Below are 13,891 nucleotides of genomic sequence, written 5' to 3'. Positions count from 1 at the left end.
CGCTTTTATTCATAAACCTCTGTCGTCTGCCCTTGAGTTTTCTCCTGATTTGTTTATATCTTGATCAAATAGCGTGAGTATTTCTGGTCATTGAAGCCGTGGGCTTAGCCGTGTACTCTGCGCCCCCTTCACGTTATTACTGATAAAAAAGCAGGACGAAAATTTGATCACAACCGCGAACATCACCATGCAGTTCAGCGATAAGCCACTGTTTGAGGACATTTCCGTTAAATTCGGTGGCGGTAACCGCTATGGACTGATTGGTGCCAACGGCTGCGGCAAGTCCACCTTTATGAAAATTCTCGGCGGGGAGCTGGAGGCCACTTCCGGTAACGTTAACCTCGATCCGAACGAACGCATGGCAAAGCTGAATCAGGATCAGTTTGCCTACGAAGAGTTCAGCGTCATTGATACTGTGATCATGGGTCATGCCGAACTCTGGAAAGTGAAAGAAGAGCGCGACCGCATCTATGCCAAAGGCGATATGACCGAAGAAGAAGGCATGCGTGTGGCCGATCTGGAAGTGATGTTTGGCGAGATGGACGGTTATTCTGCCGAAGCCCGCGCCGGTGAACTGTTGCTGGGTCTGGATATTCCTCTGGAGCAGCATTATGGCCCGATGAGTGCGGTGGCACCGGGTTGGAAACTACGGGTGTTGCTGGCTCAGGTGCTGTTCGCCGAACCCGACATTATGCTGCTGGACGAACCGACCAACAACCTGGACATTAATGCGATCCGCTGGCTGGAAGGTGTGTTGAAGCAGCGTGACTGCACCATGATCATTATTTCCCACGACCGTCACTTCCTGAACAGTGTCTGCACGCACATGGCGGATCTGGATTATGGCGAGCTGCGCCTGTTCCCCGGTAACTATGATGAGTACATGACGGCCGCGACTCAGGCAAAAGAGCGTATTCAGGCAGATAATGCCAAGAAGAAAGCCCAGATTGCCGAGCTGCAGAACTTTGTCAGCCGCTTCTCTGCGAACGCTTCCAAAGCCAAGCAGGCGACTTCCCGCGCCAAGCTGATCGACAAGATCCAACTGGAAGAAATGAAACCCTCCAGTCGTCAGAGTCCGTTCATTCGCTTCGATCAGGAAAAGAAACTGTTCCGAAATGCGCTGGTGGTTGAAAAACTGTCCCAGGGTTACGACGACCTGTTGTTCAAAGACGTTAACCTGATGGTAGAAGTCGGCGAACGTATTGCCATTATTGGTCAGAACGGTATTGGTAAAACCACACTGCTGCATACACTGGCGGGCGAAATGGCGCCTAAGTCAGGGGCGGTTCAGTGGTCGGAAAACGCCAATATTGGTTACTATGCCCAGAATCACAGTGCCGATTTTGAGAAAGACATGACCCTGTTTGACTGGATGAGCCAATGGCAGAACGAAGGTGAAGACGAGCAGACCATTCGTGGCACGCTGGGTCGTATGTTGTTCTCCCAGGCGGATATCAAGAAATCAGTGAAGGTGATTTCCGGTGGTGAACAGGGTCGTATGCTGTTTGGTAAGTTGATTCAGCAGCGCCCGAACATTCTGCTGATGGATGAACCGACCAACCACATGGATATGGAGTCCATTGAAGCGCTGAACCTGGCGCTGGAAAACTATCCGGGTACGCTGATGTTTGTCAGTCACGATCGTCAGTTTGTGTCGTCCATTGCGACACGGATCATCGAGATCACCGATAAAGGTGTGATCGACTTCCACGGCACTTATGACGACTACCTGCGTAGCCAGGGCGTTGTTGAAGAGTAAACCCTTAACTGAACCGTCAGAGCTTTTTGTTTAAGCCCTGACGGTTGTTGTCATATCAGTCTCCTGAAGAGTCTGGTTGATCTGCTCGATCAACAAGCTGACTTTAGTGGACAGGTGTCGATTATGGGGATACAGCGCCCAGATGCCTTCCGCAGGAGGCTGGTATTCAGCCAGCAGTTCCACAAGCTCGCCACTCTGAATGACGGGAGCAACATAATGGTTCGGTAACTGCGCCAGCCCCAGCCCTTTCAAAGCCGCATCCATTAAGGCATTGCCACTGTTGCAGCGCAGGGAGCCTGAAACCTTCAGGTGCCGGATCTTCTTATTCTCTTCAAATCGCCAGTAATCCAGTGTGCCCGGTAAACAGTTGTGATCCGCAAGATCGTTCAGTGTTTCCGGGCGGCCAAACTGCTCCAGATAGCCGGGTGAGGCACACAGGTGCTGACTTCTGACCCCAAGTTGTCGGGCAATCATATTTGAATCATCCAGCTGCCCAAGTCGTATGGCGAGATCAAAGCCATTTTCAATCAGATCGACTCTCAAGTTGGTCAGGTTCAGCTCAACAGGGCTTACGCATCAATCTGAACTAGCAAATGCAGATTAGGTAGTTGTTTTCTCTAACACACAGCTGAAAAGAAGTTGAAATAATCAAACTCTCAGGATTTTTAAACGACAGTAGGTTTTATATCTCCTGATTTTCACCAGTTTCAAACCGAACAGTCATACTTTGAAAATCTGTAGTCGTTAATATTCAGCCTCTACAAGATAGGTACGATTGTTTTAATTTGATGCGTAAACCCTGTTCAGCTCAACGTTAATGTCGGGGAATTCATAACAGTAGGCATTAACGACGGGCGCAATATACTTCTCACCAAAAGTCACCGGAGCAGTCACTTTGATGGAGCCTTTCGGGTGGGTTTGCAGCGAGGTCATCACTGCTTCGGCTTCTTCCAGACCATCCAGAAGAGGGCGGCAATGGTTGTAAAACAGCTGAACGGCTTCAGTGACGGTGACCCGTCGTGTGCTTCGATAAAACAGCTTTGTTGTCAGCCTTTGCTCCAGAGCGCTGATCTGACGACTGACTTGTGCAATGGAAATACCAAGACCTCTGGAGGCCAGTGTAAACGACTCGGTTTCTGTAACGGCAACAAACTCTTTAGGCTCTTATCGGATTCCAGACTGCTACGTAACCAGCAAGCTAATTAATGGTTGAAGTAACCCTTTACCCTAATGGCACTGACTTATATGGTGGACCCCACTGTCAAGACAGTAAACCAACAAATTTAAGTTAAGTCCTGGCAGTGGTCCAAAGCCCTCATGCAAAGTGAATTGCCTTAGGCGTTTTATAACTCAACGACTGGTGTAATCGTTCAGTGTTGTAAAACTCAAAGTATTCATCCAGCCCAGTATAAAGCTCTGGAACAGTCTGAAATTCATGCGTGTACAGCCATTCATGTTTGACGGAGCGCCACAGCCTCTCGACAAAAATGTTATCCAGTGCTCGCCCTTTCCCGTCCATGCTGATACGTATTTCCCGTTCCTGAAGAGGTGCCAGAAAATCATTACTGGTAAACTGACACCCTTGGTCAGTGTTGAATATATCAGGTTCACCTTGTTCCAAAGCTCGACCCAGCGCATGAATACAGAAGTCTGCATCCAGTGTGTTCGACAGCTCCCAGCTGACCACGTAACGGCTGTACCAGTCAATAATGGCAACCAGATACATAAACCCCTGAGGCATCGGGCAGTACGTAATATCAGTACTCCAGACCTGATTGGGTCTCACAATATCAACGCCGTTCAACAAGTACGGGTAAACCTTATGCTCTTTGTTTCTCAGGCTTGTGCCCGGTTTTGGTCCGACAGCCTGTATGCCCATCAGCCTCATAAGTCGCTGTATACGCTTCCTGTTGACCGGAAAGCCCTGCTCATTCAGCCATGCAGTTATCTTACGACTGCCGTAAAACGGTGTACGTGTATACTGCTCATCAATGAGCCTCATCAGATTCAGATTCTCAGGGCTTTCCAAAGCTGGAGAAGCTTGGTAATACCAGCTTGACCTGCTTAACCCAACCAGTTCACATTGGCGCTGAATGCTGATCTTCGAGTGATCCGGGTCTATGCATCTCCGTTTGTCATCAATGGACATTGCCAGATTTTTTTTTCAACCAGTCCAGCTCCATTTTAAGCCGTCCGATCTCCTGATACAGGGGGGCAGTGAGCGCATCTGGATCTACCTCTGGCCGTGCCCTGCCGAAGACTTCTGGAACCCCCTGGAGTAGCTGTCGCTTCCACTGGCTAACCTGAACGGCTGCAACTTCGTGTTCGCTTGCCAGCTGGTTTATGGTCTTTTCGCCCTTGTAGGCTTCGAGTGCTACCTGTGCCTTAAATTCGGGCTTATGTCGTTTTCTTTTTGCTGTCATGATTCCCTCCTGCAGGGTCATCTTACAGCCAGAAAACTTAACTTAGCTACCTGTCCAGTTTATGGGGTCCATCATATTAAGCATTTACCCCTTGAAAACAAGGGGTTGTAGCTGAGCCGGACTGGCTACATTTTGGAGAAAATACCGCATACTCGGTACTTGGAAAAATTTGAGGCCATGTAAAATCGACCGCTGCTGGGCATATGACTTCATGAATGCCTCAATGCTTCAGCCCCGGAGGCCACTATTTTCAAGGTTTTTACCCTTAAGTCAGTGCCATTGCCCTTTACCCCGGATTCCGGCGTTATGAACGAACTCAAAGAAGCCGAGGTACAAAGGTAAGCTTTCCTGAGAAATCCCCCTGTGAGGTCTGAGCCATGAACGGAGCAATGACCAGAAGCCTTCCATGATGTTTACGTGTACTTCATAAATACCATCCTTGTCATCATCCCGGGCGTACTCGCTTTTACCATGACAGACAGATTTATGCTTGTAACCCCACTCTTCAAGGGAGTTGTAAATGCTGTATTCATCAGTGTAAGTTTGGGTTCCCTTGGCTACATGCTTCGTAATGAAAGGCTTTATGGTGGCTTTTCGAACATTATCCAGCATGTTGATAATGACCTGACCTCCTCGCTGAATCATTCCCAGAACGGGAGGCTTGTCTTTTTCGAGAGAACGGGAGGCTTGTCTTTTTCGAGAGCGCTCCAAGCCGGGCTCGGCTGAACATCTATGAGTAACTTTTCTCCCAACTACTGTCTACATGCCTATGATAGAAAGGAAGACATACCCGGACCAGAGACCGTAAACACACTGGTGCCTTTTGCCCGTTTGAAAGCGTGGTCGGGGAGCTGGCGACAACATCACTGATGACGCAATATGCGATCTCGTTCGGAAGAATGCGAATCATCGACAGCCCCATATCCGGATATGCCTTCGCACGGAAGTATAGAGGGTAAACCATGTCTCGCCGCAGCAAATCCAACCGTTCCCATTCTGACAGAGTCAAAAAGCGTATTGCCGGACATCTGGAGAAAATCAATCTCTTTGCTGCTGGTATTGATATCGGGTCAGAGTCACATTTTGTTGCTGTGCCAGAAGAGTTAGATGAACAACCGGTGCGTTCGTTTGGCTGTTTTACCGCAGACCTTGAAGCTATGGCTGACTGGCTCGTAAAGCTTGGCATTACCACCGTTGTGATGGAGTCAACCGGAATTTACTGGATACCTGCGTTTGAAATACTGGAATCCCGGGGACTTGATGTAAAGCTGGTCAATGCACGACATGTAAAGAATGTTGCCGGACGTAAGTCTGATGTTCTGGACTGCCAATGGCTTTTGCAGTTACATACTTACGGGTTGCTCAATGGCGCGTTCCGCCCTGATGAGCAGGTTTGCTCTTTACGATCTTATAGACGACAACGTGACACTCTTGTTGGCTACCGTGCTTCCCACATCCAGCATATGCAAAAGGCACTTCGACAGATGAATCTGTTACTGGATAATGTGGTGACTGATATTACCGGAAAAACCGGTATGACTATTATCCGCGCCATACTGAATGGGCAGCGGAACCCTGTGGAGCTGGCCAGATATCGTGACAAGCACTGCAAAAAATCCGAGGAAGAAATCGCCAAATCCCTGAAGGGGCATTACCGGGATGAGCATGTATTTGCTCTGCGGCAAGCTGTTGAACTTTACGATACTTATGATGAAAAAATCAGGGCTTGTGACAAAGCTCTGGAACAGAAGATCAACACATTTGACAGCAAAGATGATAAAGACTCCCAGAAACCTTCTACGCCAGATAAGCCTTCAAAAAAACGGAAGTCCCGTTGCGCTCCAGACTTTGATGTGCGTTCAGAGCTCAACCGGGTGAGCGGTGTCGATCTGACTGATATCGACGGCATCGACGAAAATACGGCTCTGAAGATTGTTTCAGAAATCGGTTTGGATATGAGTCGATGGCCTTCCGCTAAACATTTTGCCTCTTGGTTAGGGCTCTGCCCCGGAACCAAAATATCCGGCGGTAAGGTTCTGAACCGGAAAACCAAACGTTTACCAGGCGCAGCGGCAACAGCATTCAGGTTGGCGGCTTATTCACTGACCAGATCAAAAAGTGCTTTGGGTGCTTATTACCGAAGAATGCGAAGCAAGCTTGGTGCTCCAAAGGCGATTACGGCAACAGCGCATAAGCTGGCAAGGCTGGTTTACAGTATGCTCAAGCATGGGAGCCAGTATGTAGATGAAGGTCAGGAATACTTTGAGCAGCGGTACAGAGAAAGAGTTTTGAAAACCCTGAAGCAGAAGGCTAAAGATATGGGCTTCACATTAACGCCGGTTGAAACTGCTGTCGGTTAGGGGCTTGCTAACCGGCGAGCTCAGGGGGAGTTACTCAGAAGTTCCTTTTAATCTTCTTTTTCGGGGAGGCCGCGATAGATTTTTTTAAAGCTTCAGGATGTCCTTTGTGACCTGCGACGATGTACACCTCGTCGAACTCTACCTCTCCCTCAAGAGTAATGTCAGGCTTGCGTTTAACGACAGTGGTTCGCAACAAGGTTGTCATTTCATGTACATCACTCAGTGAAAGGTCAAGTTCTTTAGAAATCTGGCTGTTGGAAACATTGAGTCCCATCAGGTACAGACAGGAAACCCACACCTTAAGAGGCTGATGATGCCCAGCAAAGACAGTATTAGTCAGGTCATCAAAGTAGCGGTCACAATGTTTGCATTGATAGTGTTGGCATTCAGTTTGTACCGTGTCATGCCCGTTCTTTTTTACATGGCCTGAATCACAATGGGGGCAATGAACCACCCCGTCAGGCCAGCGGTTTTCACGGATCATTTCAAAGCAAGTTAGATTGCTGATGAGTTCTGAAATTTTACAAATATTCACTGCGTGATCAGGCATTCGCAAGATTTTGATGAAGTGTAGCTCAGCAGTCTGGAATCCGATAAGAGCCTAAATCATTTTTCCTGAAGCTTTTCGCGAGGCTTCGGGAATTTTTGGATAAACGCTATGGAAACGTTACAACTACTCAGCAGCAACCGATCCTTTGGCGGCTGGCATCGTCGTTACCAGCATGAGTCTGAAGCTACTGGTAGCACCATGACCTTTGCCGTGTATATGCCACCTCAGGCCAATGATAACAATCGGGTTCCGGTGCTGTACTGGCTATCCGGACTGACTTGTACCGATGAAAACTTTATGCAGAAAGCCGGAGCCCAGCGAATGGCGGTGGAACTGGGTATTGCCATTGTTGCACCGGACACCAGCCCCAGAGGTGAACAGGTAGCGAATGATGAAGGGTATGATCTTGGGCAGGGCGCTGGCTTTTATGTCAATGCCACACAAGCTCCCTGGGATCGTCATTATTGCATGTACGACTATGTGACTTCGGAGCTGCCTGCATTGATTGAAGCGAATTTTCCGGTCAACAGCCGCCGTTCCATTTCCGGACATTCTATGGGAGGGCATGGCGCACTGGTTTGTGCTCTGAGAAACCCGGAACGTTATCTGAGTGTTTCCGCCTTTTCCCCGATCAGTCAGCCCTCTCAGGTGCCTTGGGGGCAAAAGGCTTTTACGGCCTATCTGGGTGATCATCAGGCAAGTTGGAAGGAATACGACGCTGCTCACTTGCTTGCCAACGTGACGAATGATTCTTCAATGATTCCGGCTTTGGTCAGTCAGGGATTGGCGGATGAATTTCTTCAGGAGCAGCTTCAGCCTGAAGCTCTGCAGGATGCAGCAAAGGCTACTGGTTATCCGTTAACGCTGGAACGGCATGAAGGCTATGATCACAGCTACTACTTTATTGCCAGCTTTATTGAGCAGCATATGGAGTTTCATAGCCGTGTTCTTTGTCAGTCTTAATCGAACGTCGCCGCTCTTGGACAGTTCTTCCATCCTTCTGTGAAGAACGCACAGTATTCAGAATCGAATGGCTCCGCCGACTGACATCAACATGACTGGTTTTTGATGCTGACAATCTGTCAGTAAGGGATAAATCAGACATTGTTTAATAGGTGTTCAATAGGCGGAGCAACGATGATGACAGACAAGCAGCCAACCTGTGAATTCTATGAGGTGTGCCCTTTTTTTCAAAGCAGTTTGCCCGATATGCCTTCAACGGCCAAACTGCTTAAAAGCACCTACTGCTTTTCCAATTTCAAAGACTGCGCACGGTATGTGGTCACTCAGGAAGTGGGTGCCGACTATGTGACAGACTTCCTTTACCCCAATAATGCCAAGGCAGCGGAGGAAGTGATTCAAAAAGTAAAGAAGAGCAGCTCTTAATACCTTTTGTGTGGTCAGAGTACCTGAACATACTCCGGCCCGGCACCCAGACTCCAGAGAATCACGGTGGTAATCATCAGGGATACCAGAACGACCAGCCCTATGCAAAGTACCGAGCTGGCATACACAAAACCCTGCTCTTTCGGGATGTTCATAAAGACCGGGAGCCCGCTGTAAAGCAGATAGGCTGACCAGGATGCGCCAATAGTACCAGCAACAATGGTTAACCAGATGGAAGGTGCCAGTCCGCACAGCCCAGCAAGAAAAAGAGGAAAGGCGGTGTAGCAGCTGAAGGCAATACTCTGGGCAAGGCTTGGTTTGCTGCCAAAGGTTTCACTCATCCACTGTACAAAAGTGCCCATTACTCCAACGCCTATCAGAATGGCAAGCCAGGCTAAACCGGCCATCATCATGGCGCTGCTTTCCGTCAGTCGGACAACGTGCTCACTGCCAGGCAGTGACCAGCCGGTTTTGGTGGTTCCGTAAAACGTGCAGACTGCGGGCAGGGCTGCCAGCCAGATGATCTGGCCGAGGTAGAGCCGCACAATGCCCGGCGGGTGTTTCCGAATCGAGTTCCATTCTTCATCGGGGTGAGTCATCAGACCCCAGAAGTGGCTCAAAATCATGGTACTGTCTCCATGTTGACGAGCTGTACTTCCGTAGCAATGTTGTACCTCTCACCGCCCTGTAGAAAAGCTTTAACAGAATCTCTACAAGACCGAGCTACGAATCAGCGGTTGATTTTTGTTATTATTATTTAGCTTCCTTTCCTGGTCACCGCCTCAACAAGAACATTAAGGTGATGAAAGACCGCCACTGCCATGAAAGTGCTATTACGCTTAGTGTTTGCATGTTTCATAGTTAATGTAAAGCCTTACTGTAGAATAAAGTGTGATCAAACATGATAAGTCGAGTCGATAAAATGTTTCTGGGGCTGTTGGTTATTGTTGTATTGTCGTCTGGCTGGTGGCATTTGTATCAGCAGCCTTCTGCGCTCGATAACGCATTGAAAGAAGCGGAGCAGGCGTTCAGCGAAGTTTCTGAAGATACCGATCTAAAGGCGGCTATTGATAAACAGCTGTCGGATATTCCGGATTTTGGCAGTATGCTCGATGTCAGGGAGAAAAAAGCCTCATTCTTTGCTTTTATGAAGACCATGATTGATGAGGAAAATCAGCAGCTGGGTGTGATTCGTCAGAAATTGCTGTCTTATAAAGACAAAAACACACTAAACGACAGTGAGCAGCAATGGGTTGATAGCTTGGTGCGTCGTTACAAAGTGGATGAAAGTAAGAACGGGCTGGATGATATTTTTGATGAACTGTTATTAAAGATTGATGAAATACCTGTGTCCCTGGCACTGGTTCAGGCCGCGAATGAGTCCGCCTGGGGAACATCGCGGTTTGCTTTGGATGCAAATAACTTTTTTGGACAATGGTGTTTTTCCGAAGGCTGTGGGCTGGTACCGGAAAGACGGCCGGAAGGTGCCCGATACGAGGTCAGAAAATTCGACTCCCCGGCGCATTCTGTGCGTTCTTATATGCATAACCTGAATTCCAGTCATCATTATGAAGGCATGCGGGAGATGCGTATGAAGCGACGGGAGGCAGGGCTTCCGGTAACCGGCCCGGTGCTCGCTCATGGGCTTTATGCTTACTCCATTCGTGGTGTGGAGTACGTGGATGAGCTGGTGCAAATGATCAGAGGGAACGATTTATTGCGTTATGACCTTGAAGGTGAGGCCATTGCACCGGATGATGGAGTTATCCAAAGCCAATAATCAGGTCAGGACGACCCATGAAAATAATAATAAGCCTGCTGATGGGGCTGGGACTACTTATCTCCCAGCCTGCAATGGCCGCGCCCGCCAGTAAATACTGGGCAATCTGGGATAAAAGCGATGAAACATCCCGAAAAACCATAGACCATTCGGACTGGTCCTACCTGCTGTCTCAGTATCTGAAACCCTTTCCGGATGGTTCACTCTTTGCTTATGGGAAAGTGTCAAATGCGTATCGTAAAAAGCTACAGGATTACATTGGCTACATGACGGCACTGGAGCCGAGGGATTACAACCGAAAAGAACAGCTGGCTTATTGGATTAATCTCTATAACGCCCTGACCATTGAGTTGATTCTGAAACACTACCCGGTCGAATCCATTACCAAAATAGGGCCATGGTTTAAATTTGGCCCTTGGGATGAACCGATAACGGAAGTGGCAGGTACAACACTGACACTGAATAATATCGAGCATAGAATCCTGAGACCTCTCTGGCAGGACAAGCGTATTCATTATGTGGTGAACTGCGCCAGCCTGGGCTGTCCCGATCTGGCCGGTGAAGCCTATACCGGTGCTACGGTTGAAGTCATGATGGCTGAAGCGGCTAAGCGCTTTATTCAGCAGGAAAAGGGGGTGGCATTTATTGATGGCAAACTGGCACTGTCACGAATTTATGAGTGGTATGCCATTGATTTCGGCTCCAAAGAGGCTCTGCTAAGGCATATCAGGGAAAACAGCCAGATGGCCATGGCGGCCAAAATAGACCAGTACAAAGGTGAAATCATCTATCAGTACAACTGGAACCTGAATGCTTTATCACAGGGAAATTCAGCCGATTGAAGTAACTATTGAAGTAGCTATTGAAGTAGCTATTAAAGAAGCTATTAAAGCAAACTATTTAAGTCACTAGTCTCACGTTTCAGGGATGAATGTGTATGGTTTTGTTTCAATACGCCGTCAGGCTCATGCTGCTGCTCTGTCTGATGACGTTCACAACGGTGCTCAGGGCGGCACCGGAAAAAGATTACTGGTCATTCTGGGATAAACACGACTCGCACAGCCAGCTGGAAGTGGATCACAGTGACTGGCAGATTATTCTGGATAAATACGTCCGCTACTCCGATAAGCTGCAGATGCATACGTTTGTTTATGGTGGTGTCAGTCGTGAAAACTCAGAACGATTGCGTGGCTATTTGAAAAATCTGTCTCAGATCGACCCCGGAACCCTGAATAAAAACGAGCAGCTGGCCTACTGGATTAATCTGTATAACGCCTTAACCGTTGAGCTGATCTTAAAAAACTATCCGGTGAAATCCATCACCAAACTGGGAAAAGGCTGGTTCCGCGTGGGGCCATGGGATGATGAGCTGATCTCCATCGCCGGAAAAGAACTTTCTTTGAATGATATTGAGCATCGTATTTTGCGGCCTATCTGGAATAATGCCCGTATACATTATGCGGTGAACTGCGCCAGTATTGGTTGTCCCGACCTTGCCCCTGAGATGTACACCGGCAAACGGATTGAAGCCCAGCTGGATGAAGCCGCCAGACGTTTCATTAATCAGAGCAAAGGCGTTAACTTTGTGGGTGGACGCCTGGTATTGTCGAAAATATTTGAGTGGTATGGTGGTGACTTTGCCGCTAAAGACGTTTCTGGCGAGGAAGGCGTCTGGAAAGAGTTGCTGCAGTTTGCCGATGCAAAGTTACGGTCTCGTCTGGAGGCCTATAAGGGCGGAATCAGCTACCGCTATAACTGGAAGCTGAATGAGTTCCGGCGTTGAGTCTCTCCTGCTCAACGGGAGTTTATTGCGTAGCCTGATCAGAAGCATTGCCAATGATTTTATCGCTGATGGCGAAAAGCATCTGCTGCAATCTGGGGTAATTCAACAACAGAAAAAATGAATATTTGTCTATCCGTTGCCGGTAGAGCAGTCGTTCGCTGTCGGTCAGTTGTTCATTGTCGGCGAGCTCTCGCACCAGCGCCATAATGCCTCGTCCACAGATCAGTGCTTCCAGCTCTGAAATGGCGGGTCGATTCAACCCCCCGTTTTCAAGCCTCTGGTCTGCCCATCGGATAGCAGCCCACAATGAACTGTCGTTGTTAATACTCTGTTTAACCATTTCAATCAGGAAGGGTGTCGCATTGTATTTCTGATTCAATCTCATCAAATACGATTGAATCAGCTCAGGATGCTTTTTTAATTGACGCAGTGCTCTTGCTCGATTCAAGTATCCTCTGGCCGAGAAAAACATCTTAATGGAAGACGACCCGGCCGCACTGGCAAGGTTCTCGTTGACCATTCTCTGGTAAGGCATGTATTCATGGAAGGGCAGGCGCCCGCTGGAAATGACCTCAAACAGGCTGTGGTCCCCGGTGGAACCTGCTACTGGCATGGGCCCGGATGCTTTGAGAAGCTCAAGATAAATTTTATGATCAAGGGGAAACGGGTTCATGATAACAATGCTGCGTTGATAAGCCTCTGAAGCCAGATAGGCGGTTTCAGTTTTTTTTATTGATTTCCAGTAGTCGCCGTTCCAGTAATGAATTTTAGCTGCGGATAGGGATTTTAATGATTCAACAACGGCGGGTATTTCGAGATCATTGAAAGTTAGAGGCATCATCAGAACCATATCGGACTTTTTATCCGAACTGGTTATGGAATGAATGAACAGCAGCTTTGCATAAAGGGTATGAAAGTATCCGGTGTAAAAATGTATATCGTCTCTATTGTTATTCAGTCGTTCATCAGCTTTTAAAAGTTGGTCGATGGCTTCGGTCAGGCCTTGAGGCATGCGGCTATAAGCTTTTAAAAATGGAGGATATTGATCATTAGTTTTACTTTGGGTTTCAGGGGACGGTCTTAGCAACAGACCGATGTTGTTCTCGTTGACCCCAAAAGAAGGGGTTAGCGGATGTTCAAGTGATGATCCGTCGTTGTATTCATCGAGTGTGTCCATGGCGAACACCTCTTCAACAAACTCGGGGGGAAAACACTGAAACTGTCATTAATGGTTAATTGATGCCCTGAAGGAAGCAAAGCCAACATTTCCAGATACTGAGCTTTATGGATAGAAGCGTCTATATCCGGTGAATGAATTTCCCTGAAATACATCCAGTTGACTTTGAGATCCATCAGAGGATCCAGGTCAGGAGGGGGAATGACAAAAGAATACACTGTCTGGCTTTGTGCCAGCTTTTGCAAATAGCTGGTGTTTTCTGTTGGGACATACTCGTCTTCACTGCCTTGGTACCAGATGTCATCTGGACGGGATGGAAAATTATATATTTTGCCTACCTTCTCTTCCGTTTCTTCACTGCCTCCCATGATTCTCTGGATGTTGGCATTCAGTATTGCCTGCTCCAGCAGGTCGGAGAAAGTCATTACATAAGAAAAGTTACCCATACCCTGATATCCTTCCGTGGTGAGGGTGATCAGGTCTTGCTGTGGGTTAGGCTCAGTCAGGATTGAGGCATAAAGCATGGCTGCATCTTTCTGGCCCTGCAGGCTGACCGGAAGGCCAAACAGTTTATCGGCACAGGCTGCGAAGGTAATAACCGAGGACAGAGATGTGCCGAGTAGAAGACGAAGAAACATGGCTGAAAAAAACCGGTTTAGGGTATTACCGTTTT

15 protein-coding genes are annotated in these 13,891 nt (G+C 48.1%); 7 read left to right on the top strand and 8 right to left on the bottom strand.

Going from position 1 to position 13,891, the window contains the following annotated elements:
* Positions 1 to 163 precede the first annotated feature (163 nt).
* The gene (locus EZMO1_RS16880; protein WP_034876955.1) at positions 164 to 1,759 is read left to right on the top strand and encodes an ABC-F family ATPase; all 1,596 of its coding nucleotides are present in this window, start codon (positions 164 to 166) and stop codon (positions 1,757 to 1,759) included.
* 30 nt (positions 1,760 to 1,789) lie between these two features.
* Here the strand turns inward: EZMO1_RS16880 and EZMO1_RS16875 are convergent, their stop codons facing one another.
* The 4 genes from EZMO1_RS16875 to EZMO1_RS16860 form a co-directional block, all read right to left on the bottom strand.
* Positions 1,790 to 2,302, bottom strand: a complete 513-nt coding sequence (locus tag EZMO1_RS16875; protein ID WP_051790099.1) for a LysR substrate-binding domain-containing protein — start codon at positions 2,300 to 2,302, stop codon at positions 1,790 to 1,792.
* A 237-nt stretch (positions 2,303 to 2,539) separates the two neighbouring features.
* A complete protein-coding gene (locus tag EZMO1_RS27685; RefSeq protein WP_236632033.1) occupies positions 2,540 to 2,692 on the bottom strand; it encodes a hypothetical protein in 153 nt (50 codons plus the stop codon).
* A gap of 382 nt (positions 2,693 to 3,074) precedes the next feature.
* Positions 3,075 to 4,182 (bottom strand): IS3 family transposase gene (locus tag EZMO1_RS16870; protein ID WP_145912435.1). Its coding sequence is split into 2 segments (ribosomal slippage): positions 3,075 to 3,915 and positions 3,914 to 4,182, totalling 1,110 coding nucleotides; the frame shifts between segments, so codons are not numbered across the junction.
* 270 nt (positions 4,183 to 4,452) lie between these two features.
* Positions 4,453 to 4,893, bottom strand: coding sequence for an IS1595 family transposase (locus EZMO1_RS16860; RefSeq protein ID WP_061509602.1), 441 nt, complete (start codon positions 4,891 to 4,893; stop codon positions 4,453 to 4,455).
* A 251-nt stretch (positions 4,894 to 5,144) separates the two neighbouring features.
* On the opposite strand from EZMO1_RS16860, the gene EZMO1_RS16855 reads away from it, so the two are divergent.
* Positions 5,145 to 6,542, top strand: a complete 1,398-nt coding sequence (locus EZMO1_RS16855) for an IS110 family RNA-guided transposase (protein ID WP_061509599.1) — start codon at positions 5,145 to 5,147, stop codon at positions 6,540 to 6,542.
* A 34-nt stretch (positions 6,543 to 6,576) separates the two neighbouring features.
* Here the strand turns inward: EZMO1_RS16855 and EZMO1_RS25765 are convergent, their stop codons facing one another.
* Positions 6,577 to 7,026 carry an IS1/IS1595 family N-terminal zinc-binding domain-containing protein gene (locus tag EZMO1_RS25765; RefSeq protein ID WP_160174080.1) on the bottom strand — a complete coding sequence of 150 codons (450 nt, stop codon included), beginning with the start codon at positions 7,024 to 7,026 and terminating at the stop codon, positions 6,577 to 6,579.
* Between the two features lie 174 nt (positions 7,027 to 7,200).
* Between EZMO1_RS25765 and fghA the strand changes: the two genes are divergently transcribed.
* A complete protein-coding gene (gene fghA, locus EZMO1_RS16845) occupies positions 7,201 to 8,055 on the top strand; it encodes an S-formylglutathione hydrolase (RefSeq protein WP_034876957.1) in 855 nt (284 codons plus the stop codon).
* A gap of 174 nt (positions 8,056 to 8,229) precedes the next feature.
* A complete protein-coding gene (locus EZMO1_RS16840; RefSeq protein ID WP_051790102.1) occupies positions 8,230 to 8,478 on the top strand; it encodes a hypothetical protein in 249 nt (82 codons plus the stop codon).
* Positions 8,479 to 8,492: 14 nt separating this feature from the next.
* On the opposite strand, the gene EZMO1_RS16835 is transcribed toward EZMO1_RS16840, so the two are convergent.
* The gene (locus tag EZMO1_RS16835; RefSeq protein WP_222842130.1) at positions 8,493 to 9,104 is read right to left on the bottom strand and encodes a Yip1 family protein; all 612 of its coding nucleotides are present in this window, start codon (positions 9,102 to 9,104) and stop codon (positions 8,493 to 8,495) included.
* A gap of 275 nt (positions 9,105 to 9,379) precedes the next feature.
* Here EZMO1_RS16835 and EZMO1_RS16830 point away from each other — a divergent pair, with 275 nt between their 5' ends.
* The 3 genes from EZMO1_RS16830 to EZMO1_RS16820 all read left to right on the top strand — a co-directional run bounded on the left by EZMO1_RS16830 (position 9,380) and on the right by EZMO1_RS16820 (position 12,041).
* Complete coding sequence (locus EZMO1_RS16830; protein WP_082212176.1) at positions 9,380 to 10,258, top strand: glucosaminidase domain-containing protein; 879 nt, start codon at positions 9,380 to 9,382, stop codon at positions 10,256 to 10,258.
* 17 nt (positions 10,259 to 10,275) lie between these two features.
* A complete protein-coding gene (locus EZMO1_RS16825) occupies positions 10,276 to 11,100 on the top strand; it encodes a DUF547 domain-containing protein (protein ID WP_034876959.1) in 825 nt (274 codons plus the stop codon).
* A gap of 95 nt (positions 11,101 to 11,195) precedes the next feature.
* Positions 11,196 to 12,041: a DUF547 domain-containing protein gene (locus EZMO1_RS16820; RefSeq protein ID WP_034876961.1), complete on the top strand. Its 846-nt coding sequence runs from the start codon at positions 11,196 to 11,198 to the stop codon at positions 12,039 to 12,041.
* Between the two features lie 22 nt (positions 12,042 to 12,063).
* Here EZMO1_RS16820 and EZMO1_RS16815 read toward each other — a convergent pair whose 3' ends face one another.
* Both EZMO1_RS16815 and EZMO1_RS16810 read right to left on the bottom strand, forming a co-directional pair.
* Positions 12,064 to 13,218 (bottom strand): hypothetical protein, encoded by a 1,155-nt coding sequence (locus EZMO1_RS16815; RefSeq protein WP_145912637.1) that lies wholly within the window; start codon positions 13,216 to 13,218, stop codon positions 12,064 to 12,066.
* Positions 13,167 to 13,856, bottom strand: a complete 690-nt coding sequence (locus EZMO1_RS16810) for a hypothetical protein (RefSeq protein WP_034876974.1) — start codon at positions 13,854 to 13,856, stop codon at positions 13,167 to 13,169. Before EZMO1_RS16810 ends, EZMO1_RS16815 begins: the two co-directional genes overlap by 52 nt.
* Positions 13,857 to 13,891: the final 35 nt, after the last annotated feature.

The sequence above is a fragment of the Endozoicomonas montiporae CL-33 genome (genome assembly GCF_001583435.1).
Taxonomy (GTDB): domain Bacteria; phylum Pseudomonadota; class Gammaproteobacteria; order Pseudomonadales; family Endozoicomonadaceae; genus Endozoicomonas_A; species Endozoicomonas_A montiporae.
This window is presented reverse-complemented; position numbering and strand designations above follow the sequence as displayed.

Coding starts and splice junctions, on each gene's coding strand:
- EZMO1_RS27685 (WP_236632033.1), bottom strand. CDS start 2,692: ATGACCTCGCTGCAAACCCACCCGAAAGGCTCCATCAAAGTGACTGCT.
- EZMO1_RS16855 (WP_061509599.1), top strand. CDS start 5,145: ATGTCTCGCCGCAGCAAATCCAACCGTTCCCATTCTGACAGAGTCAAA.
- EZMO1_RS25765 (WP_160174080.1), bottom strand. CDS start 7,026: ATGATCCGTGAAAACCGCTGGCCTGACGGGGTGGTTCATTGCCCCCAT.
- fghA (WP_034876957.1), top strand. CDS start 7,201: ATGGAAACGTTACAACTACTCAGCAGCAACCGATCCTTTGGCGGCTGG.
- EZMO1_RS16840 (WP_051790102.1), top strand. CDS start 8,230: ATGATGACAGACAAGCAGCCAACCTGTGAATTCTATGAGGTGTGCCCT.
- EZMO1_RS16835 (WP_222842130.1), bottom strand. CDS start 9,104: ATGATTTTGAGCCACTTCTGGGGTCTGATGACTCACCCCGATGAAGAA.
- EZMO1_RS16830 (WP_082212176.1), top strand. CDS start 9,380: ATGATAAGTCGAGTCGATAAAATGTTTCTGGGGCTGTTGGTTATTGTT.
- EZMO1_RS16825 (WP_034876959.1), top strand. CDS start 10,276: ATGAAAATAATAATAAGCCTGCTGATGGGGCTGGGACTACTTATCTCC.
- EZMO1_RS16820 (WP_034876961.1), top strand. CDS start 11,196: ATGGTTTTGTTTCAATACGCCGTCAGGCTCATGCTGCTGCTCTGTCTG.
- EZMO1_RS16815 (WP_145912637.1), bottom strand. CDS start 13,218: ATGGACACACTCGATGAATACAACGACGGATCATCACTTGAACATCCG.
- EZMO1_RS16810 (WP_034876974.1), bottom strand. CDS start 13,856: ATGTTTCTTCGTCTTCTACTCGGCACATCTCTGTCCTCGGTTATTACC.